Source organism: Shinella sp. GW821-FHT11G07 (assembly GCF_058808115.1).
This window is the reverse complement of the sequence record NZ_JBXARJ010000003.1, coordinates 33,460-54,682: the sequence shown is the minus strand read 5'-3', so window position 1 is coordinate 54,682 and position 21,223 is coordinate 33,460. Positions and strand designations below refer to the sequence as shown.

The 21,223-nt window shown below is 64.1% G+C and carries 23 protein-coding genes; 15 read left to right on the top strand and 8 right to left on the bottom strand.

Annotated features, from left to right (window positions below):
• Both AC1RT2_RS06600 and AC1RT2_RS06595 read right to left on the bottom strand, forming a co-directional pair.
• On the bottom strand, positions 1-420 hold the full coding sequence (locus AC1RT2_RS06600) for a SufE family protein (RefSeq protein ID WP_069059424.1): 420 nt from the start codon (positions 418-420) through the stop codon (positions 1-3).
• A 208-nt stretch (positions 421-628) separates the two neighbouring features.
• The gene (locus AC1RT2_RS06595; protein ID WP_493100500.1) at positions 629-1,054 is read right to left on the bottom strand and encodes a DUF5330 domain-containing protein; all 426 of its coding nucleotides are present in this window, start codon (positions 1,052-1,054) and stop codon (positions 629-631) included.
• Between the two features lie 504 nt (positions 1,055-1,558).
• Between AC1RT2_RS06595 and AC1RT2_RS06590 the strand changes: the two genes are divergently transcribed.
• From AC1RT2_RS06590 to AC1RT2_RS06565, 6 genes are all read left to right on the top strand, one after another.
• Positions 1,559-3,088 carry a sensor histidine kinase gene (locus AC1RT2_RS06590; RefSeq protein WP_493100498.1) on the top strand — a complete coding sequence of 510 codons (1,530 nt, stop codon included), beginning with the start codon at positions 1,559-1,561 and terminating at the stop codon, positions 3,086-3,088.
• On the top strand, positions 3,060-3,788 hold the full coding sequence (locus tag AC1RT2_RS06585) for a peptidoglycan-binding domain-containing protein (RefSeq protein WP_444800393.1): 729 nt from the start codon (positions 3,060-3,062) through the stop codon (positions 3,786-3,788). The genes AC1RT2_RS06590 and AC1RT2_RS06585 overlap by 29 nt, the downstream gene beginning before the upstream one ends.
• Before the next feature lie 118 nt (positions 3,789-3,906).
• Positions 3,907-5,349 (top strand): methyl-accepting chemotaxis protein, encoded by a 1,443-nt coding sequence (locus AC1RT2_RS06580; protein WP_493100496.1) that lies wholly within the window; start codon positions 3,907-3,909, stop codon positions 5,347-5,349.
• A 44-nt stretch (positions 5,350-5,393) separates the two neighbouring features.
• Positions 5,394-5,765: a DUF1491 family protein gene (locus AC1RT2_RS06575; RefSeq protein ID WP_493100495.1), complete on the top strand. Its 372-nt coding sequence runs from the start codon at positions 5,394-5,396 to the stop codon at positions 5,763-5,765.
• Positions 5,766-5,865: 100 nt separating this feature from the next.
• On the top strand, positions 5,866-7,515 hold the full coding sequence (locus tag AC1RT2_RS06570) for a hypothetical protein (RefSeq protein WP_493100493.1): 1,650 nt from the start codon (positions 5,866-5,868) through the stop codon (positions 7,513-7,515).
• A gap of 91 nt (positions 7,516-7,606) precedes the next feature.
• The gene (locus AC1RT2_RS06565) at positions 7,607-7,738 is read left to right on the top strand and encodes a hypothetical protein (RefSeq protein ID WP_276508797.1); all 132 of its coding nucleotides are present in this window, start codon (positions 7,607-7,609) and stop codon (positions 7,736-7,738) included.
• A 12-nt stretch (positions 7,739-7,750) separates the two neighbouring features.
• Here AC1RT2_RS06565 and AC1RT2_RS06560 read toward each other — a convergent pair whose 3' ends face one another.
• Complete coding sequence (locus tag AC1RT2_RS06560; RefSeq protein ID WP_493100490.1) at positions 7,751-8,665, bottom strand: DUF2336 domain-containing protein; 915 nt, start codon at positions 8,663-8,665, stop codon at positions 7,751-7,753.
• Between the two features lie 648 nt (positions 8,666-9,313).
• Here AC1RT2_RS06560 and AC1RT2_RS06555 point away from each other — a divergent pair.
• Positions 9,314-9,502: a hypothetical protein gene (locus AC1RT2_RS06555; RefSeq protein ID WP_069059417.1), complete on the top strand. Its 189-nt coding sequence runs from the start codon at positions 9,314-9,316 to the stop codon at positions 9,500-9,502.
• 114 nt (positions 9,503-9,616) lie between these two features.
• On the opposite strand, the gene AC1RT2_RS06550 is transcribed toward AC1RT2_RS06555, so the two are convergent.
• Genes AC1RT2_RS06550 through AC1RT2_RS06540 form a run of 3 tightly spaced genes read right to left on the bottom strand, consistent with a single transcriptional unit; the run spans position 9,617 to position 12,959 of the window.
• Complete coding sequence (locus tag AC1RT2_RS06550; RefSeq protein ID WP_493100488.1) at positions 9,617-10,171, bottom strand: DUF1254 domain-containing protein; 555 nt, start codon at positions 10,169-10,171, stop codon at positions 9,617-9,619.
• Positions 10,164-10,757 carry a DUF1214 domain-containing protein gene (locus AC1RT2_RS06545; protein WP_493100486.1) on the bottom strand — a complete coding sequence of 198 codons (594 nt, stop codon included), beginning with the start codon at positions 10,755-10,757 and terminating at the stop codon, positions 10,164-10,166. The genes AC1RT2_RS06550 and AC1RT2_RS06545 overlap by 8 nt, the downstream gene beginning before the upstream one ends.
• Positions 10,758-10,787: 30 nt before the next feature.
• A complete protein-coding gene (locus AC1RT2_RS06540) occupies positions 10,788-12,959 on the bottom strand; it encodes a transglycosylase domain-containing protein (RefSeq protein ID WP_493100484.1) in 2,172 nt (723 codons plus the stop codon).
• A 179-nt stretch (positions 12,960-13,138) separates the two neighbouring features.
• On the opposite strand from AC1RT2_RS06540, the gene AC1RT2_RS06535 reads away from it, so the two are divergent.
• Complete coding sequence (locus AC1RT2_RS06535; protein WP_493101247.1) at positions 13,139-13,621, top strand: YcgN family cysteine cluster protein; 483 nt, start codon at positions 13,139-13,141, stop codon at positions 13,619-13,621.
• Positions 13,622-13,627: 6 nt separating this feature from the next.
• On the opposite strand, the gene AC1RT2_RS06530 is transcribed toward AC1RT2_RS06535, so the two are convergent.
• Positions 13,628-13,960 (bottom strand): MmcQ/YjbR family DNA-binding protein, encoded by a 333-nt coding sequence (locus AC1RT2_RS06530; RefSeq protein ID WP_493100482.1) that lies wholly within the window; start codon positions 13,958-13,960, stop codon positions 13,628-13,630.
• Positions 13,961-14,035: 75 nt separating this feature from the next.
• Positions 14,036-15,076, bottom strand: a complete 1,041-nt coding sequence (locus AC1RT2_RS06525) for a hypothetical protein (protein ID WP_493100477.1) — start codon at positions 15,074-15,076, stop codon at positions 14,036-14,038.
• A 282-nt stretch (positions 15,077-15,358) separates the two neighbouring features.
• On the opposite strand from AC1RT2_RS06525, the gene AC1RT2_RS06520 reads away from it, so the two are divergent.
• The 7 genes from AC1RT2_RS06520 (at position 15,359) to AC1RT2_RS06490 (ending at position 21,220) form a co-directional block, all read left to right on the top strand.
• The gene (locus AC1RT2_RS06520; RefSeq protein WP_493100475.1) at positions 15,359-15,907 is read left to right on the top strand and encodes a hypothetical protein; all 549 of its coding nucleotides are present in this window, start codon (positions 15,359-15,361) and stop codon (positions 15,905-15,907) included.
• A 307-nt stretch (positions 15,908-16,214) separates the two neighbouring features.
• Entirely contained in the window at positions 16,215-17,474 is a 1,260-nt protein-coding gene (locus AC1RT2_RS06515) for a DNA-packaging protein (protein ID WP_493101245.1), read from the top strand.
• Positions 17,475-17,682: 208 nt separating this feature from the next.
• Complete coding sequence (locus AC1RT2_RS06510; protein WP_493100473.1) at positions 17,683-18,306, top strand: glycoside hydrolase family 19 protein; 624 nt, start codon at positions 17,683-17,685, stop codon at positions 18,304-18,306.
• A 2-nt stretch (positions 18,307-18,308) separates the two neighbouring features.
• Positions 18,309-18,686 (top strand): hypothetical protein, encoded by a 378-nt coding sequence (locus tag AC1RT2_RS06505; protein ID WP_493100471.1) that lies wholly within the window; start codon positions 18,309-18,311, stop codon positions 18,684-18,686.
• Positions 18,687-18,787: 101 nt separating this feature from the next.
• Positions 18,788-19,951, top strand: coding sequence for a phage portal protein (locus AC1RT2_RS06500; RefSeq protein ID WP_493100469.1), 1,164 nt, complete (start codon positions 18,788-18,790; stop codon positions 19,949-19,951).
• A 362-nt stretch (positions 19,952-20,313) separates the two neighbouring features.
• A complete protein-coding gene (locus tag AC1RT2_RS06495) occupies positions 20,314-20,622 on the top strand; it encodes a DUF6107 family protein (RefSeq protein WP_444800366.1) in 309 nt (102 codons plus the stop codon).
• A 40-nt stretch (positions 20,623-20,662) separates the two neighbouring features.
• A complete protein-coding gene (locus AC1RT2_RS06490; protein ID WP_493100467.1) occupies positions 20,663-21,220 on the top strand; it encodes an HK97 family phage prohead protease in 558 nt (185 codons plus the stop codon).
• Positions 21,221-21,223 lie beyond the last annotated feature (3 nt).

The following is a 21,223-nucleotide window of genomic DNA, read 5'->3' as shown; positions in this document are numbered from 1 at the left end:
TCAGGCCGCCACGCGGATGGCGGCTTCTTCGCGGATGCGCTTGACCATCGAGCGCAGGCCGTTGGCGCGCTGGGAGGAGAGGTGTTCGACGAGGCCGATTTCGTTGAACGTGTCGATGGCATCGAGCGCGGCGATCTCGGAGGCGTGTTTGCCCGAATAGATGGCGAGCACAATGGCGACGAGGCCGCGCACGATATGGGCATCCGAATCGCCGTCGAAGGTCATCACCGGATCGGCGCCGCCCTCAATGTGGCTGACGAGCCAGACCTGGCTGGCGCAGCCCTGCACCTTGTTGGCCGCTATGCGCTTGTCTTCCGGCAGGTCCGGCAGCGCCTTGCCGAGTTCGATGACATAGCGGTAGCGGTCTTCCCATTCTTCGAGATAGGCGAAGTCGTCGATGATCTGCTGAAGCGTGGCCATGGCATTCCGTCCTGAGCAATTCCGGTGAAAGTGCGACGCGGTTTCGCGTCCGGAGTTGCGTCACTCTAAGGGATTACGGTCTTCATATAGGCGAGGGCGCCGGGAATTTGAACCGGAATCCTTCGCCACAAAAAGAAACGCCGTACGGAACGGATCCATACGGCGGTTGCAGGGGCAACGAGTCAGGCAGGCAGTATTTCGGAAAGTCTTAGCCCTTGTGGTCGGGGCGGCGGGTCGGGATGGCGACGGTGCCGGTGATGACCTCGTCGTCGGCATCGATTGCGGCGACATCCGGAAGCGGCTGGTCGAGCGCTTCGTCCTTCGCCGTATCGGCCTTGGCGACGGCAGCACCGTCTTCGGCAAACTGTGTATCGAGGAACTGGTAGGCGATGCGCGCACCTTCACGGGCCCGGTGGCCGAGAGCGACGAAGGTTTCAGCGCCCTTCTGGCAGACGTCAGGCTTTTCCAGGCACATCGCCGTCACATAGCCGAACGCCTCGCTTGCGGCGGTGAAGGTGTCGCCGAGTTCGACGTTCGGCCCCTTCTCCAGCTTCGCGGAGGATTCCGCGTCGAGGAACGGGAGCAGGACGAGAACCATGGAGAACCAGAACGTTCCCTTGATCAGAAACCACATCGCTTGCCATCCTTGTTATCGGGCCTCGGCTCTTTGCGGCCTTCGGCTTGCTGGTCCTTGGCGAACCGTTGATGCGAGAATAGGAGCCGGAAGGAAATTCCCCTTTTCAAGAATCACTCAGGTTTTGCCCAGATTTAAGTAAAATGCGACCTATCTCCGACTTTACCGGCATTTGAGGCAGATTTTAGCGATTGCCGTTAAGGATGAAGGCGTGGCCACCGGACCCAAGGCGCCGGAACGCCGGGAGGTGCATTTGGGGCGGCTTGCCCCAGAGGTTAACATGAACAGAAAAATGCCGCAAAATGAGGCGCTTACACCCCGTTAACCACGCCGGACGAATGGCCGGTGGATTGCCCCGAAATGGGACTTTTGAGGCTTTTTGGGCCGGTTTCGGGCCCCGTCGTTTATTCTTTCCTTAAGTCGCCGATGCGATTTTGGGCTCACACAAAAGAACATAAACGGCAGGGTTTTGCGTTGCGCCAATTGACCATCATCGCTGACAGAATGGCAGCCCGCCTGGGCGCCGTTGCGGGCGTTGCGGGCGTGGACGCCACGGATGAGCGCCCGTCCGCGTCACTGCGCGCCACGACGCTGGCGCTTCTTGCCGCCATTCCCGGCCTGCCGCTTGCTCTGTCCGCCATCATGCCCGCCTCGGCCGCGCTGCCGGCCGGTGTCGCTGTCGTCGGCGCCGGTGCGCTGCTTGCCGCCGCCGCGACCTCGGTGCGCCAGCCCAAGCCGCTGAAGCCGAAGACCTTTGCCGAAGAGCTGGCCGCCAGCGCGCCGGTGCAGACCTCTCCTTACGATCTGTTTGCCGGCCTCGTGACGCTGCACGATGCGCGTGGTTTCGTGACCGCCGTGCACGGCCGCGACCGTGCAGACATGCTCGCCTGGATGCGTGACCCGATGGCGCGCGGCTATCTCGACCAGATCCACATTTCCGACCGCCTCGGCTTCCTCGCCGCGATCGACCGCCTGCGCCAGGGTGGCGTGCGCGAGACGGTGGACATCCGCATCGACCGCCCGCGCCTGGAGGCGGATGCCGAGCAGTTCATGCATATGCGCGTGGAAATGACGGCGCTGCACGGTGCCGACGGCACGCTTGCCGCCGTCGTCGCCCAGTCGCGCGACATGTCCGAAGAGGCACGGCTGAAGAGCGAAGGTGCGCGCAAGACGGCGGAAGCCGAATCGGCCAACGACGCCAAGACGCGCTTCCTCGCCGCTGTCAGCCATGAGCTGCGCACGCCGCTGAACGCCATTCTCGGCTTCTCCGACATTCTGACCGGCGAGTATTTCGGCAAGCTCGAAAACGATCGCCAGCGCGAATATGTCGCCCTGATCCACCAGTCGGGTTCGCACCTGCTGTCGGTGGTCAACACCATGCTGGACGTCTCGAAGATCGAGGCCGGGCGCTACGAACTTTTGACCGAGCCCTTCATCGTCGCCGACAGCGTGCGGGCCTGCGAGCAGATGCTCGGCCTCCAGGCGCGCGACAAGGGCATCAAGCTGACGAGCCGCGTGCCGCGTGCCATCGGCGAGGCGGTGGCCGACCAGCGGGCGATCCAGCAGATCCTGATCAACCTCGTCGGCAACGCGATCAAGTTCACCGACCGCGGCGGCGTCGTCACCATCGATGCGGCGCGCGAGGGCAAGGACCTGCTTTTGACCGTCAGCGACACCGGCATCGGCATTCCCGCTGACAAGCTTGCGCTGATCGGCCAGCCCTTCATGCAGGTGCAGAACGAATATACCCGCAAGTACGAAGGCACCGGCCTCGGTCTGTCACTGGTCAAGGGTCTCGTGGCGCTGCATGGCGGCAGCTTTGTCATCCAGAGCCGGCCGGGCGAGGGCACCGTCATCACCATCCGCGTGCCGGCAGATGGGTCCGGCGTGATGCACGAGGACGACCACCGGCTGACCACCGCATCCACCGTTGATTTCCCGCCGCGCCTTGCAGCGGGCAGTGAGACCGTTTACGAGCCGTCGCTCGATGGCAAGGACACGACCCATGAACGCGCACGTCAGAAAACAGCCTGAGCGGCGGCCGCAAGGCCAGGCCCGCAAGGGCGGTTCCGGCAAGCGCGCGGCCGCGCCGCCGCCGCGCCGGCAAAACGTCGTCATCACCGGGCTTGTCGCGCTCGGAGGCCTCGCCGCGCGCAATCCCGGCACCGTCGGCGGCACCTGCGCCTTTCTCGTCGTGTTCTCCTTCGTGGCGGCCAACGCGCTGTGGTACCAACCGGGCGGCCATCCCGCGCCGTTCCTCAAGATGCGTGCGGCCGACAATTCGCTCGGCTTCACGGCGACCAAGCCCGAGCCGCACGACCAGACGACCTTCGTCATCGAACGTCTGGAAGAGGGCGAGGAACTGCCTGAAGTCACCGACGTGATGCCCGGCGAGCGGCCCTTCGACGAGGTGGCCAAGGTCATCGAGAAACGGCCGGCGCCGGTAAGCGAGACGACACAGGACGAGGCCGACCCGGTCGCTGCCGCGATCATGGAGGCCGAGGCCGATCCGGCGGTCACCTCCGCCGTGGCAAAGCCTGCACCGAGCGACCTGGTGATGAAGATCCAGAAGGGGCTCAGCAACATCGCCTACACGGATATCGCCGTGGACGGCCTGATCGGCGAAAAGACCCGCCTGGCGATCCGCCATTTCGAGAAGCATTACCGTCTCCCGGTGACAGGCGAGCCGAACACGCAGGTGCTCGCCAAGCTGAAAGACATCGGCGCGCTGTAATGCGCGCATGCGACCAAAGTCGTACGACTGCAACGCACACATCTACCGGTTGCTTTTAAAGGAAGCATTAACCATGCCTGCCGGATAATCTTCCGATTGCCGGGAGGATTGTCGAGCCATGTCCAACGCTGCCTTGCGTGAGACTGCGGATACTTTTGAAGATGATGCACCGGCCGATGCCGGGGCGCTGCGCCGGGTCGTGGGCGGGCTGGCCGCCGAGGCTTCGGATCTCGGCCTGCATCTCGTCGATATTGCGGGTTCCATTCAGGATACGGCCGCGCAATCGCGCGAACATGCCAGCCTCTTCACCCGGCTGACCCAGTCGGCGACGGCCATTGCCAGCACCAATGGCGACATTGCCCGCACGCTTGGAGAAACCGACCAGCTGGCCGCAAGCGCCCGCAAGGTGCTGGGCGAACAGGCGGTGCAGCTCGACGGCTCCATTGCGGCCATCGACCATATGGTGACGGCCTCCAACGAGATCGGCACGGAGATTTCCGCCTTCTCCCGGGCGCTGGCGGATGTCGGCCGGCTGGCCGACGCGATCGGCACCATCGCGCGGCAGACCAATCTTCTGGCGCTCAATGCCGCCATCGAGGCGGCGCGTGCGGGCGAGGCGGGCAAGGGGTTTGCGGTGGTCGCCGCGGAGGTGCGCACATTGTCGCTGGAAACCTCCAGCACGACGGCCTCGATCCAGAAGACGTTGCAGGAACTGCGCGCGCGCATCGACCGGCTGGAAGCGGCGGGCGAGGGCGCACGCGTATCGGCAGAAGGCGTGAAGGTGACGGCGTCGCAGGTGCAGGGCTCGTTTGCCGGCGTGGAGGCGGTCATGTCGAAAATCCTCGACAGTGCGTCCTCGCTCGCGGCCACGACAGGTGCCGTAGACAAGGAATGCAGCGAGTTTGCACGGTCGATCGGTGCAGCCTCGACGGAGATCATCCGCTCCAACGAGGTGCTGCAGAAGGCCTCCGGCAAGGTCGGCGAGGTGGTGACCATCTCCGAGCGCATCATCCAGGCGACGGCGAGCGCGGGGATCGAGACGCCGGACAGTCCCTATATCCGCCTGGTTCAGGCGTTGGCCGACGAGGTTTCGGCACGTTTTGCCGGTGCGGTGCTGAGCGGCGAGATCGGCATGGAGGCGCTGTTCGACCGGCAATACCGGCCGATCCCGGGCAGCGATCCGGTGCAGATGATGACGCGGTTCACTGACTTTACCGATCGCGTTCTTCCGGCAATCCAGGAGCCGGCCGCGACGCGCGACCAGCGCATCGCCTTCTGTGCGGCGGTGGACGAAAATGGCTACCTGCCGACGCACAACCGCAAATTCTCCGAGCCGCAGCGGCCGGGCGATCCTGCCTGGAACACCGCGAACTGCCGCAACCGCCGGATCTTCAACGACCGGGTGGGGCTGGCTGCCGGCCGCAACACACAGCCGTTCCTCCTCCAGACCTATCGTCGCGACATGGGCGGCGGGCAGTTCGTGCTGATGAAGGACATTTCCGCGCCCATCACCGTCAATGGCCGGCACTGGGGCGGGCTGCGGCTGGCGATCCGCGTATAGATCTGGCGATTGCCCCGGCACCCGGCGCGGTGTATGCCGCGACCATGCGTCTTCGCACCGATATCTTCGTCTCCGCCCTGATGCGCCGTGTCTTCGCACGCGGCGATTTCGCGGCTGTCGAGGCGAAGGGCGCGGAGGAGGCGGGAGCGGTGTTCGTCCGGCAGGTTTTCCGCGACGGCTCGGAGACCCTCTATGCCCCGGCGCCGCAGAGTTTCTTCGACGCGGAGGAGAGCGGCCAGCGGCTGTTCGAGACGCGGCTGAGCGGGGTGGACGCGGCCGCGGTTTCTGCGGCGATCGACCGGGAGCGGCGCTTCGACAGCGACCTCTGGGTGGTGACGGTCGAGACGGACGATCTCGGTGACCTGATCGATTTCGGCGTGGCCGAGCCGAAGGATGACGGGTTCTTTCGCCGTTAACCGCGTTGAGAAATTCGGCGGCACCGGCCGCATTTGAAACGGATTCTTTGCCGATAGGATTTTAAGACGTGGCCACGTCAATGATGGACGCCTGACAGGAATGACCAAGTATTACATCCAGGTCGACATGACGTCGACGCTCCTTGCCCGGCAGGCAAACAGCCAGTGGATTGTTGCGCCCGGCGTTTCGATCGCCACCAAGGGCACGGCCGTCGATGCCGCCGGCGCCCATACCGGCCGCTCTCTGGTGTTCGACGGCAAGGTGACGTCTTCCGCCGGCAATGGCGTGGTTCTGGGCTCCACCGCCATCAAGGCGAATGCCGGCGACGTTACCATCAAGGCGAACGGCGTCGTCTCCGCCAAGCTGATCGGCCTGACGGCGAGCGGGGCGGATCTGGTCCTTACCAACCACGGCACGCTGTCCGGCGGCACCTATGCCGGCGTCTTTACCGGCGAAGGCCTGAATTTCACCAACCGTGGATCCGTGTTGTCCAGCGCCGTCGGCGTCAAGGCGAGCGGCGATAATGCGCTTGTGACCAACCATGCCACGGTGAAAAGCGCTGGCGATGCAATGATCGTGTCGGGTGTGAAGACGATCGTCACCAATTACGGGCTCATCCGGTCGACGGCGGATGACGGCATTCGTAGCGTCGGCCTGAAGGCCACCGTGACCAACAGCGGCACGGTCGATGCCAAGCTCGACGCGATCACGGTCACCGGCGCGAACGCCATCATCACCAACAACGGCAAGGTCGTCTCGCGCGGCGACGAAGGCATTGTCGTGACGGGCGCCAACCTCGTCATGTCGAACAACGGTACGATCACCGCCGCCCGGGATGCCGTGCGGCTGGATGGTGCAAACGCCAATTTCGCCAACCACAAGACGATCACCTCGACCATGGGTGACGGCATCGACGTCGGTGGCGCGGGCGCACGGATCACCAACAATGGCATCCTGAAGGGTGCATCCGGCATCTTCATCGACGGCGCGAATGCGACGCTGACCAACAATAGCGCCGTGACGGCGACATCGGGTGTTGCGGTGTCACTGCTTGGCAGCGGCAAGAACATCTTTTCCAACAATGGCTCGCTGACCGCCGACAGCCTTGCGCTGAAGGGTGGCAGCGGTGTCGAGGCCATTACCAACAACGGCACGATCCGCGGCAATGTCGATCTCGGTGCCGGCAACGACATCTTCGACACACGCGGCGGCAAGGTGATCGGCTCGGTGGCGGGCGGCAAGGGCAACGACACCTATCTCGTCGCCGATGCGGCCCTGAAACTCGTCGAGAAGGCGGGCGAGGGGATCGACACGGTGCAGTCGTCGGTGAGCTACAAGCTCGGCGCCAATCTCGAAAAACTCATCCTGCTCGGCACCGCCGGCATGAGCGGCACCGGCAATGGCCTGGACAACGTGATCATCGGCAACAGCGGCGGCAACACGCTCTCCGGTGGGGCCGGCAACGATATCCTCGACGGCCGCAAGGGCAACGACACGCTCATCGGCGGTAGCGGGGCCGATGTCTTCATCTTCTCCAAGGGCTCGGGCAAGGACAGCGTGACGGATTTTGCGCCGGGCACCGACCGCGTCGATTTCTCTAGCCTTGCGGACATCACCAGCTTTGCCGACCTCGTGAAGAACCATGCAGTGCAGAGCGGCGACGACGTGCTGATCCGCGCCGGCAACGATGTGCTGACGCTGAAGCACGTCGATCTCTCCGATCTTTCGAAGGGCGACTTCCTGTTCTGACCGTCCTGTTCCTGCGGGAACAGCCGGCAGGCGGCCGACATGGGAAAAGGGAGGCACAGGCAACGGCCTGTGAACCCCTGGAGAAACGCCCATGTTTATCGTGCTGCCTGCCCTTGCACTGCTGATTTCGGGAATGTTCGTCGTGACCATGCTGGCCGCGCTCTCCGCCGAGCGCAACGAAGGCGCGACGGTTCGCCTGCCGGCCAAGCGCCGGATTTTCTAACAGAACTGGATTTCAACCGGCGGCGCGTTGCCGTTTCGTCACGGAGGACCTGTCATGGTGATCCTGCCCATTCGCCTGCGCGTCGTCGCCATTGGCCGCCTTCGGCAGGCCGTTGCCGTTCGTGTAGCTGTCCGCCCTCTGCCAGCTTTCGACCCTGAGGATCGCCTCGGCGGGGTCTAGCGTCGACAGCAGCGCTTCCGCGCCGCCCGCGGCAAGATGCGGGTAGATCTTTTCCAGAATGAACGCGCTGTCTGCTTCGGGCAGGTCGAGCGCCACCAGCGTTTCGGCAAGCTGCCGCCCCGAAACATCGAGCAGGATGCGCTCCGAAAGCCATTGGCTCGAGGCGAGCGCATCGGCGAGCGTCACCGCCAGCATCCCGATTTCCCCACCGCGCGCAAAGCGCACGAACAGCACCTGATGCATTTCTGTTGCCGGTTCGAGCCCGGCAGGCGCTTCGGCCGCAGGCGTTGCGGCACGAACGAGGGCGCGCAGCTCCTCGCGCATCTGTTCTTCCCGCTCCAGCCTTGCCGCTTCCGCGAGAGCCAACTCCCGGTCTTCACCGGTGCGGCGGCTTGCATGGTCCTGATGCGTGCCGACCAGCGCCTCGATGATCGCGGGTGAAAGATCGTCGCGCCGGCCGATGGCGTGGGCGTGCTCGGGACCGGATGCGCGCAGGATGCGCATCAGCGTCGCATCGGGGATGGCCTTCGAGCCCATGAGGAATATGGCGGCGATGCCGATCGGCTGTCGGGCGATGAAGAGGGCGGTGTCGTCGGGGATCTGCGGGCAGCGCGACAGGGCGGCGACGGCTTGCCGGCGCGCTTCCTCGGTGGAGGCGTCAAAGAGCGGCGCGAACAGTTCGCCGAACTGATAAAGATCCGACCTGGACGGAAAACGCAGGCTCTCGAAGCTGGAAACCGTGGCCATCAACACGATGTCCTTCGGCCGCCCCGCCTGCGGTCTCTCCAATTCGCGAAACCTGTCCGCCACAAAACACCCGTCATCCCCGGAACGGCAGCCCCTTGCCGATCCCCATTGTCGTTCATGAAAAATAGAGGAAAAGCGTTAGCGAGCCGTTAACCTTGCTCGCGCGGAAACGGCAATGTTTACAAAGCGCTGCCGCAGGAGTTGCAGGCCGTGCCTTCGCTGTCGGCGTGCCGCATCAGGACGCCTATCCGGCCAGCGCCTGTGCCATAGGGAACTGCGCGCGTGCGATCTTCAGGCTAGTGTTAACAGCATGTTAACCCGATAGTCGTTAGTTTTAGGGACATGGATCGGCTCGTCTAATTCGATGGACGTGGTATGATTCGGGTGTTGGAACGGCGGTCCGCCAAAGGGCGTCGCTGGTTCGATGGGAAAGGTGCGATGGTCCGGATACCGGACGGTCCCAGACAATTTCTCGTGAATGGGAAACTTTTGGACCCGTATCGCCGTTTTCCACCTGTATGCGACTGGGATGACATCAGCTCATGTCGCAGCCGGGTGACGACGGAACCGGATGCACCGGCCCGGAAACGGGCAGGGTGAGATTGTAGGAGTACTTCATCCGTCTCGATTCTTCTTTTGGAGGCGAGAATGGCAGACGTAGTACGATTAAAGGAATGGCTCGCGCGAACCACGAGACGCGACACCATTCGCCGCGAGGCCCCGGCCCAGGTGCTTCTGTTCACCGGCGTGCGCTATGAGCGCCTGACCCCGGCCATGCTTGCCGCGCGCAGCAAGGCCGCGAAGACGACCGCCCCGGATACAGCCCGCCGGCCCTGATGACGATTTCGCCGATCGCTGCGGTTGCAGCGTTTGGATTTGCGCGCTGATGGTCGCGGCGCATCTACGATCGCAGGGAAAACCTGCTCTTCGAGCTCCAGGCGAGCTACTTCCTTACTGTTGTTCTGCCGGAAACGGCTCGCAACTGGCATCCGCCAGGAAGGCATTTGCCGCGTTCTCGCGGCTTCGCGTGGGCACGAAAGTGCGCAGCACGGCGTAACCTTCCTCGCCGCGCATTTCGACCAGGATCGACTGTTCCAGCTCCTGCGGCACGGCCTTGCGGATGCCGATGAGCTGGATCGGCGTGGCGATCAGCGTGTCGAGCGCGCCGCTGACGGAGGTGCGGTCGTTCATGCTGAAGACCTCGTTGGAGGCTTCGTCATAGACGACGAGCGACCAGAACGGTACCTCGCCCGCCGCAAAAAGGCGGATCGGGCCGTTTTCCACCGAGAAGGTGCAGACGGCGGTCTTCATGGCCGGATCGTCGTTGATCGGCGCCAGCGTGCCGCCGGTGTTTGCCAGCGGGAAGAAACGGTTCGCCTCGCCGAAGCTCTGCACGCGGGTGTAGGCGTCGCGGCCGGTAAAGCTCGGCAGGGAAAGGATGATGACGATGTGCAGGAGTGCGGCGCCGACGAGGCCGACGGCGATGGCATAGAGCAGACTACGCATCGGCGCAGTCCAGCCGCGTGATGCCGGGCATGGCGAGGTCGATGACGCCGGAACTGCCGGCCGTCGGCGTGTCGAGCAGGGTCATGACCAGCAGGAACGGTGCCTTGCCCTCCGGCACGGCGAGCCAGTTGCCGGGCGTGGCGGACGCGGCGATGCGGATCGAAAAACTGCTGTCGGCGCTGCGCAATACCGACCAGGCGTTGATGCCGGTCGGCAGGCCGGGCAGCGTGCCCGGCAGCGGGTTACCGTTGCGGTCGGCCGCATGCAGCGTCCAGAGGCGGGCAGGCGGCGTGATGCCCTGGATTTCATACCGACAATTTTCGACGAGCGAGCGGTTCTCGCTGTCTTTTGCTGCGGTGAAGGTGAGACCCTCGGCAGCGCCGAGCAGCAGCTTGCCGTCGCGTGCGCGGTGCGCCTTCGCATAGGGGTCGGCGTCGATCGTCTGGGCGGCCGGGAAGGCGGTCCATGGCCCGAGCGCAATGGCGCCGAAGCCGACCGTTGCCCTCAGCGCATAGATCGAACTCAGGATGCCGAGGCCGAAGGCGACGGCGAGCGCTGTAGCGATGACAAGGGGTGTACGGAACAAGGGCAATCGACCGTTGGAATCAGCTTCTGGTTACTCTGTCCGGTTCGGTCGAGCCCCGTCAAGCGCGGCCACGCGGCCGTCCGCCTTCAGGGGCTTCGCCTCATTGAACTGGCGGGTTATGTCTTTCAAGAGCTTGGTGACATCGGCCGAGAGCGAGCGGGGGCGGACAAGCGCCGGCAACGGGTTCTCGTCGCCGGTCGTCGCAGCCACCTCGGTCGCCTTCGTGCCGTCCGGCAGCGGGTTTTCGATGCCGGGAATGGGTTTCAGCTCGATGCCCTGATGGGCATAGTCCATCAGGCGCTTGAACGTCATGGCGGGCAGCGAGCCGCCGGTCATGTTGTTCGTCGAGGTATAGTCGTCATTGCCGAACCAGACGGCGGTGGTGTAGTTGCCGGTGAAGCCGACATACCAGGCGTCGCGATAGGCCTGGGTCGTGCCCGTCTTGCCGCCCGAGACGATGCCGCGATCGAGCGCGCCGCGCCGCGCCGTGCCGCTCACCGGAATGGTGACGAAGATGCGGTTCATCGACGAATCCGCCTGTTCGGACAGGATGCGCTTGGCCGGCGGTTCGTCGCGGCCGAAATCGTAAAGAATGTCGCCGTCGTAATTGAGCATCTGGCTGATGCCGTGGCGGCGCGACTGCAGACCGCCGGCAGGGAAGACGGCATAGGCCGTCGCCTGGTCGAGCACGGTGACTTCCGAGGTGCCGAGCGGCATGGTCTTGTCGGTGCGCAGCGGTGTTTCGACGCCCATTTCCTTGGCGATTTCCGCGATGCGCTTGGTGCCGAGCTTGTCCTTGGCGAGGCGGACCGGCACGGTGTTGATGGACTTCGCCATCGCCGTCATCAGCGTCACGCGGCCGGCAAAACTGCGGCCGTAGTTCTGCGGCGACCAGCCGTTCCAGCTGATCGGTGCATCGACGATGGTCGTCTCGGGCGTCATGCCGGATTCCATGGCGGCGGCATAGGTATAGGCTTTGAAGGACGAGCCCGGCTGGCGCAGCGCTCGTGTCGCGCGGTTGAACTGGCTCTCGCCATAATCGCGCCCGCCGACCATGGCGCGCACGGCGCCGCCATTTTCCACCATCGCCAGCGCGCCCTGCTTGACGCGGTAGCTCTCGCCGTATTGGCGCAGGCCGCTTTCCACGGCTTCCTCGGCGGCGGCCTGCAGGCCCATGTCGATGGTCGTGCGCACGATGAGCGAATGCTGGGCGAAGGGTTTTGCGATACGCTGCACCTCCTCGAAGGCCCAGTCGAGGAAGAAGTCCGGCGCCGTCTTCTCGTTGCGGTCGATGATGGTGGCGGGGTTGCGCCGGGCGGCGATCACCTGGCCCTCGGTCATCAGCCCGCCCTGCACGAGATTGGTCAAAACCTCGTTGGCGCGGGCGCGGGCGGCCGGCAGGTTGACGTGCGGCGCGTAGCGCGCCGGCGCCTTGAACAGGCCGGCGAGCATGGCGGATTCGGCAAGGTTCACGTCGGTGACGTTCTTGCCGAAATAGAACTGCGCCGCCGCCGCCGCTCCGAACGTGCCACCGCCCATATAGGCGCGGTCGAGATAGAGCCGCAGGATCTCCTTCTTGGAGAGGTTCGCCTCCAGCCAGAGGGCTAGGAAGGCTTCCTTCACCTTGCGCTCGATGGTGCGCTCGTTCGACAGGAACAGGTTTTTCGCCAGCTGCTGGGTGAGGGTGGAACCGCCCTGCACGACGCCGCCGGCGCGGGCATTCTCGTTCATGGCGCGGGCGAGGCCGAGGAAATCGATGCCGAAATGGCTGAAGAAGCGGCGGTCTTCCGTCGCGAGTACTGCCTTGATGAGATGGTCCGGCAGTTCGTCGATCGGCGCGGAGTCCTCGTGGATGATGCCGCGGTGGCCGATCTCGTTGCCGTAGCGATCGAGGAAGGTGACGGCGAAATCGCTCTGCGCGCGCCAGTTGCCTGTGGTTTCCTCGAAGGCGGGGAGCGCCAAGGCAAGCAGCAGCACGAAGCCGGCGGTGCCGAGGTTCATGCCTTCGCCGGCGACCTCGAAGACGGCCTTTTTCCAGCCTTTGACGTGGAAGCGGCGGGAGAAGATGGTGATCTCTTCCCAGATTTCGGCCAGGCGAAAACCGGCGTTCCAGACCGTGGAGTCGATCCAGGAATCGATGCGCAGAAGAAAGTGCCGCTTGCGGCGGCGGGGTTTTGTCGGTTTCTGGCTGTCGTCTTCCACGATCGCGGACCTCTTGGCGGGCGGTCACAACCTGCCCGTATTCGGTTAACGTCCTCTCACCACCGGTTTATTCAGGGACGATATCAGTCTTTTGAAGGCGACAGAACGGAATTTGCGGGAAACGGTTAGCGGCGACCGCCCTTGACCTTTGGCCCCGAGGGGTTCAGGGGTCGGACATGATGAGCAACAATGCGGAAAAGCCCGGCGATCTGCCTTTCTGGAAGACGAAGTCGCTTGCCGAAATGAACGACACGGAGTGGGAAAGCCTGTGCGATGGCTGCGGACTCTGTTGTCTCAACAAGCTGGAAGACTGGGACACCGGCGAAATCGCCTGGACGTCGATCCGCTGCGTGCTGCTCGACGGCGAAAGCTGTCGCTGTTCGGACTATGAAAACCGCCAGGCGACCGTGCCCGACTGTATCCGGCTGACGGTGGAGAGCGTCGAGACGATCAGCTGGCTGCCGCCGACCTGCGGCTACCGCCTCGTGCGCGACGGCCACGACCTCTACTGGTGGCACCCGCTGGTTTCCGGTGACCCGGACACCGTGCACCAGGCCGGCATTTCGGCCCGTGGGCGCACGATCAGCGAAGAGGGCATCGATACCGACGACTACGAGGACTATCTCGTGACCTGGCCCATGGAGGTGGGTGAGGAAAAATAGGCGGCGTCAGTGCAGGCTGGCGGCGACAAGTTTCTTCGGCGCCACGTTGCGCCAGGCGGTGCCGATCAGGTCGCGCACGCGCTCTCCGTCCGCGCTGTCGAAATAGACCGACGTCCAGCCCTTGAGGCCCCATCCGCCCGGCACCGGTGCGCATAGCCCCGGATCGGTTTCGACGACCATCGCCTGCTGGCCCGGCGTCAGTTTCAGCACTGCGCGGCCCGGCTGCGGCAGCGACATGAAAATCTTCTCGCCCACCCGGAAGTCGCGCTTGCCGAAATGCGCACTCTCCTGTGCTTCCGGCATGCCGAGCGCAATTGTGATGAGATCGTTGGATATCATAGGACGCAGCGTAGCACAGGGGCAGCTAAACAGAAAGCGGAGGCGCCCAAGCGCTGGCGGCCTGGAGGTCTCAGGTCACAATACCACGACGTCTACTACTGTGTTTTTCGAGGCCCGCGCCTGATGGTGTTGAATCCATGCCCATTTCATATGCCGGACAGCCCGCGTTGCGTCGGAAATGTCGATCCCGGCGGGCGGGCTTCGAATGGGTTCAACGGATTGGCTGAATGGATGTATCATCGCGTAGAGGCGAAACTTTTCGATAGGGTCTCCGTTTTCGCCAAGCGTGGTTTCCACCGGCTTGAAGTCGTAGAACTCAATGATGTCGATCGGGATTTCCTGGGAGCCAACCCGGACTCTACCGCGATGAAGGAGCGGGTCTTCGCGGTCTGTTCCCGGTACCATGATGACGATGTCCGGCTCTTCTTTCAGGGTCGCACTGCAATACCATCCTTCCCCTTCGATTTCATACCGACCCAGCAAGGGGTGTTGCACGCGCGCTGGTGTGAAACTCCGCGCGTAGGACGATAATTGTTCGTTCAAAGCCACCAGACTGGGACGGGGGTGCCGCCAGTTTTCGTGCAACTTTCCCACGGCGCGACAATTGTATCGTGCGGCCCGTTCCACCTTGCCTGCAGTCCAGGCCTTCAGATATGTCTGCATCGCGAAACGAATGAAGCCCGCAAGGGCTTCGACATCGTCTTCCGTCAGGTCCATGACGGCGGGGTGATGAATGTCGCTGAAGTTGATCTGCTCGATGGCCAGATTCAGTTGCAAATCCAAAGGAAAAGCAAACGTCCTGACGATCGGGGACCTCTGCGCGGGAACCACGTTCATCCATCGCAAGACACAGAAGTTGAGGTGGATTCCGTGGAGAGTGAGCACGCCCATATCGAGTCGCGGAGCCATGTCATCATGCCAAGGCAGATCATTTGTCGGCAGGTCCCAAGGCGCAGGTGACCTCGACCATGTATCGTCAAGAAAAAGGCGCGCCCTTCTGCCCGGGGCTGCCCCGTCCGAACACCACGAGTTCGAATCCGTCGGCCTTAGCGCTTTGGGTGAAATCTCCTTGATGGCTGCACGAAGGGTTTCCGCGGGCGTTGGAATGGGGCTCATGTCTGGTCTTCGCTCTGCGACGGATCGATGATTTCTTTGTAGGGCGCGATGATAAAGATTCCGTGCTTTGGTATGTGGCGCGGAAAATAGGAAAATAGTCCTTGACGGCGTTGCGGTGGTTTGATAGGGTTATGGCATAGTCGGAAAGGTGCGACCGACAGGGTTGCTGGATTTTCCTGAGGTTGGGCGATTTGTGGGTGTGCCCGACGGCTGAATGATAGGAATTTATTGACAGGCGCTCGGCTTCCAAGACCGGGCGCCTTTTCATTTGCGGGTTTTGCCATGGATGGGGTGACGATCGATATCGGGCTTTTCGGCGTCTCGCCGGAGCCGGCGGCTTATGATGGGCTGGCGGGGCGGCGGGATGGGTTTGCGGGCGGGGCGGCGCTGGTGCTGGATACCAAGGCGCAGGCGCCGCTCGATCCGTTTCTCGACATGCAGGCGATGCTGCTCGAAATGACGAAGGAGCTGCGCGAGCGGTTCCAGCGCTTCCAGAGCCAGAAGGTGGCGGCCGAGCGGGATGCAGACGTCGCTGAGGACGATGCGGCGCGCAAGCTTGCGCAGACCGATGCCAAGGCGGCGATCGAGGCGGTCTCGCTGATCGTGCGCACGCTTGAAAAGATCGACAGCCTGCAGCGCACGCTGATCAACGAACGTGTCGAGGCGGAAGCGGCACGCGGCGAGCCGGACGACGAGGCGGCGCTAGCGGACGAGTTCGAGCGGCTGGTCGAGGCGCGGGTGAAGGAACGGTTGCATGCCGCCAAGGAAAACTGGATGCGGGAAAGCGGGCCTGGTGGCGATGCTGCCGCGCGCGCGGAAAGTGGGCCGTAACAAACGGCGGTTGGGCAAGGCGCTGGACCGGAAGATCAAGAAGATTGCTGCAACAGCGGCCGCGGGCTTCACAATGATCGACGAAAAGCGGGACTGGCAGGACTTGCGAAAGAAAGCCGGTGCGCTTGAAGCCGGGCTCGGCAGCCGGAATGTCGGTCTTGCCGATGGCACTTGCCCCTCATCCCCCTGCCGGGACTTTCTTTCCGCAGGCGGGGAGAAGGGGGACGTGGAAACGGCCGTAGCACCTCCAGTGTCGAGCGATGGGGCGGAGTTTCGAGCCGACGGATCTGTCAGTGCCGGAAACCAGATGGCAGGCGACCGGCCGGAGACGGCGGCGCGGCTGTTGCCGACCCAACGCTCGAGCCTCAACCGCTGGAAATTTCAAAGCCGGCTGGCGCAGATGCCGCCGCCCGGCGACTGGCGGGTGTGGCTGCTGATGGGTGGGCGCGGTTCCGGCAAGACGCGGGCGGGGGCGGAATGGGTGCATGCGATGGCTTTGGCGCATCCGGATATCCGCATCGCGCTTGTGGCGGAAACGCTGGGCGACGGGCGTGAGGTCATGATCGACGGCGTTTCCGGCATCTGCCGGATTGCGGGTCGATCGCGGCCGGAATTCGAGGCGTCGCGCCGAAGGCTCGTCTGGCCGAACGGATCGATCGGGCAGATCTTTTCGTCGGAGGATCCGGAAAGCCTGCGCGGACCACAGTTCCATCTCGCCTGGTGCGACGAGGTCGGCAAATGGAAACATGCGCAGGAAACCTGGGACATGCTGCAGTTCGGCCTGCGTCTCGGCGACGATCCGCGCGTGCTGGTGACAACGACGCCGCGGCCGGTGCCGCTGCTGCGGGCGCTGGCGGACGATCCGCGGACGCAGGTGCGGCGCATCAGCACGCAGGACAATGCGAAAAACCTGTCGCCGGGCTTCCTGACCGCCATGGCCGACCGCTACGGCGGCACGCGTCTTGGTCGGCAGGAACTGGACGGCGAGCTTATCGCCGACCGCGAGGACGCACTGTGGAGCCGGGCGCGGCTGGAGGCGATCCGGCTGAAAAACCCGGGGCCGCTGTCACGCATCGTCGTGGCGGTCGATCCGCCGGCGACGGCATCCGCGGCTTCGGTCTGCGGCATCGTCGTGGCGGGCATGGACGGGACGGGGCGCAGCGTGGTTTTGGCCGACTGCTCGGTGACGGGCGCCAGCCCGGCGGGCTGGGCGGGCGCGGTGGTGCGCGCCTTCAAGCGGTTCGATGCCGACCGGGTGGTCGCCGAGGTGAACCAGGGCGGCGACATGGTGACGGCGATGCTGAGAAGCGTCGATGCCAACCTGCCGGTTTCGACGGTGCGGGCGACGCGCGGCAAATTTCTGCGCGCCGAGCCGGTGGCGGCGCTCTACGAGCAGGGGCGGGTGGCGCATGCGAGCGCCTTTCCCGAACTGGAAGACCAGATGTGCGACTTCGGGCCGGACGGGCTCTCCGCCGGCCGCTCGCCGGACCGGCTCGACGCGCTCGTCTGGGCGCTGACGGCGCTGGTGCTGGACCGGCAGGGCGAACCGCGGGTGCGGGGGATTTGAGGGCCGCTGAGGGTTGGATTTGGTCCCGGATTGCATTTTCTGGGTGCATTTTCGCGCATTCCGTGGTTGAGTGCGCGAGTGCTGAAGTGCCGTAGTCGCTTCAGCCGTTCCAGGCATCCGCAGGCAGTTCAGGAAGTTTCCGACCGGTACGCCATCAGGCGTCGCCGATGGCTGTGTCGTGGCCTTAAACAGGCCAGGGGAGGGTGAAATGGGAATCAACAGGACGTTTTTCTTCAATCAGGCGCGGGCCGTTCTCTTCGATGGGAGCCTGAGGCAGTCCCAGGTCGATGGGCTGACGGCGATCCTCGACAAGTGGGAAGGCGAAATGCCGGACGCCGATGATCGCTGGCTCGCCTATATGCTGGGCACTGCGCATCACGAAACCGGTCGTACCATGCAGGCTGTACGCGAAACCTTCGCCAGCACCGATGACAAGGCCATCGCCATTCTGGACAGGGCCTTCAACGCGGGCAGGCTGCCATGGGTTTCGACACCCTACTGGCACAAGGACAGCAGGGGCAGAAGCTGGCTTGGGCGCGGACTGGTGCAACTGACCCACAAGGCGAACTACGAGAAGATGTCGACGGAAACCGGCCTTGATCTTGTTGGCAATCCGACGCTGGCGATGGATCTCAAGACCGCCGTCACGATCATGTTCAAGGGCATGAAAAAGGGCAGCTTCACCGGGAAAAAGCTCGCCGACTTTTTTTCCCCCACGAAGGAAGAATGGAGAAATGCGCGGAAAATCATAAACGGGCTCGAAAGGGCGGATCTCGTCGCCAGCTATGCCAAGAGCTACTATGGCGCCATCAGCTACACGACGGGAGGTTGACGATGCGTAGGTTTCTTCTTGTTCTCGCCGGACTGGCAGCAGGCGCGGCCACCGCGGCCGATGGACCGGCGATCGTGAATTGCCGCGCGCAGGTCATCTATGACTGCACGCGCGACTGTGAGCAAAACACCATGCCGGCGGACCTGCGGCTGGATTTCACGGCCAAGCACGGCACCTTCTGTCGGGGCTCGGGCTGTGTCGAGGGATCGCTCGTCATGAGCGAAGCAAAGGGACAATGGGACGACGCCCCATACCGGATCTTCAAGCTGGAGTTCAAGGAAGCCGGAAATGAGCCTGTGTCCGGCGTCTTGCACGGTAGCGTCTTTCACGCAGAAGGCCTCGGCTCGATGGTCGGGACCTGCGAAGCCGAGGGCGGATGACGGGCAAGTGCCTGTTTTCGGCGCTTCACAAATAGTCACGGCCTGATCTTTCCCCGCCCACCGGCGCCTGACGCGGCGGTGGGCTGAAACAGGATGCACCCATGCGATTTTCATCTTTCCTGCCCTGGCGGCGCGCCGGGGTTTCTGCCGTGCCCGAAACCAAGGCATCGGGTGTGCTCACGCTGGCTGCCGAGGGCCGGGCGCACTGGTCGAGCCGCGCCTATGCGTCGCTTGCCCGCGAAGGGTTCATGAAGAACCCGGTGGCGCACCGGGCGGTGCGCATGATCGCGGAGGCCGCCGGCTCGGTGCCCTGGCTTGCCTATGAGGGCGAGACGGAGCGGCCGGAGGATTTCCGGCTGGCGCTGCTCGCCCGGCCGAACGGGCGCATGGCGGGCATGGATTTTTTTGAGACGCTATATGGGCACCTCCTGCTGTCCGGCAATGCCTTCGTCGAAGGGATACGGGTGGGGGAAGACCTGCGGGAGCTGCATCTGCTGCGGCCCGACCGGGTGCGCATCGTCGAGGGGCGGGATGGCTGGCCGGAGGCCTATGAATATCGCGCGGGCAACCATGTGCGCCGGCATGTCGTCGGCGACGGGGCCGGGGGCGAAGGGCAGGCGGTGCTGCATCTGCGGCTGTTTCATCCGCTCGACGACCGGCTGGGCTTTGCGCCGCTCGAAGCCGCCTCCATGGCGCTCGACCTCTCCAACGCGGCGGCGATCTGGAACAAGGCGTTGCTCGACAATTCGGCGCGGCCTTCCGGTGCGCTGGTCTACCAGCCGAAGGAAGGCGGCAACCTGACGCCCGACCAGTACGATCGTCTGAAGGCGGAGCTGGAGGAGGGCTATTCCGGCGCGGTGCGCGCCGGGCGGCCGATGCTGCTCGAAGGCGGGCTGAACTGGAAGGCAATGGGGCTGTCGCCCCGCGAAATGGATTTCGTCGAGGCGAAGAATGGTGCGGCACGCGACATCGCGCTCGCCTTCGGCGTGCCGCCCATGCTGATCGGCATTCCGGGTGATGCGACCTATGCCAACTACCAGGAGGCCAACCGGGCCTTCTGGCGGCTGACCGTGCTGCCGCTGGTGACCCGCACGGCGGCGTCCTTTGCGACCTGGCTTTCCGAGGAGGGGCAAACGGCACTGCGTCTGGTGCCGGACCTCGATCAGGTGAGCGGGCTCCAGGCAGAGCGGTCCGAACTGTGGGCGCGGGTGGGGGCGGCGGCGTTTCTCAACGATGAGGAGAAGCGGCGGGCCGTCGGCTACTGACAGGACGCAGCCCGAGCCTAGACGGCAGCGGACTGCTGGCCGTCATCATGACGGTTGCACCACCTATTTTTACCACTGGCGATGCGTCAAGTCACAGGTGCGAAATAGTCAGGGACGATCTTGGCTTCAGGCTGGATCGGTTAAAAAAGACTGAAAGAACAGCGCTCTGTGAGGTGTCGCTGAATCATCGCACCGATCTTCGGAATCGGTTTGTGAAGAGGCTGACTCTGTCTTTGAACAGAAGGGCGCAAGCGATTCAAAAGGCAGGCAGATTGCCGCTGCCCGACTCTGCGCGAGGCGGCAGTTTTGGACGCCCGTGGGCAGGTATCCTGAATTTCCAAAATAAACTGAAAGGCTTAACAATGGCTGACTTCGGAAACGATGGCGGGCTGTGGACGGCCCGATTGCTTGGCGCGTCCGCGGGCGCTGCCGTCTCGCTCATCTATCTCCTGCCGAAAAGCCGCCGTGAGGCGGCCTGCCGGTTCCTGACCGGTCTGGCCTGCGGTCTCGTCTTCGGCGGCCCGGCAGGGCTGTGGATCGCGGTCAGGCTCGGCATTGCCAGCTATCTCGGACCGGCGGAGATGCTGCTGACGGGATCGGCAGCGGCGAGCCTTTCGGCCTGGTGGGGGCTCGGCGTTCTGGCGCGGGTGGCGGACCGGATGCGGCAGTAGCCGCGACCGCGCAATTCCTCAATTCACATCGGAGACTTCCATGACAACCGACGACCTGCCGGTCTGGCGGACGAAGAAATATGCCGATCTGACGCTTGCCGGAGTCGCCAGTGACGGGGTGTTTTCCGGCTATGCCAGCCTGTTCGGCGAGGTGGATCTCGGCAAGGACGCGATCGCGCCCGGCGCCTTTGTCCGCTCGCTGGAAAGGCGCGGGGCCGCCGGCGTGCGCATGCTCTTCCAGCATGATCCGGCCGAGCCGATCGGCCGCTGGCGGGCGATCCGCGAGGACGCGCGCGGCCTCTATGTCGAGGGCGTGCTTTCGCCCGGCGTGGCGCGAGCCCGCGAGGTGCTGAACCTCATGAAGTCCGGCGCGCTCGACGGGCTTTCCATCGGCTTCCAGACGGTGCGCTCGAAGACCGACCGGGCGAGCGGCGTGCGCCGCATCCTGGAGGCGGATCTCTGGGAAATCTCGGTCGTCACCTTTCCCATGCTGCCCTCGGCACGGGTGTCGAACGTGAAGAATGCGCGGTGGTTCCGCGACCGGGAAACGGAGCTCGTGCGCACCATGCGCCGGGCGGCCCGGATGATGAAACGCTAACAA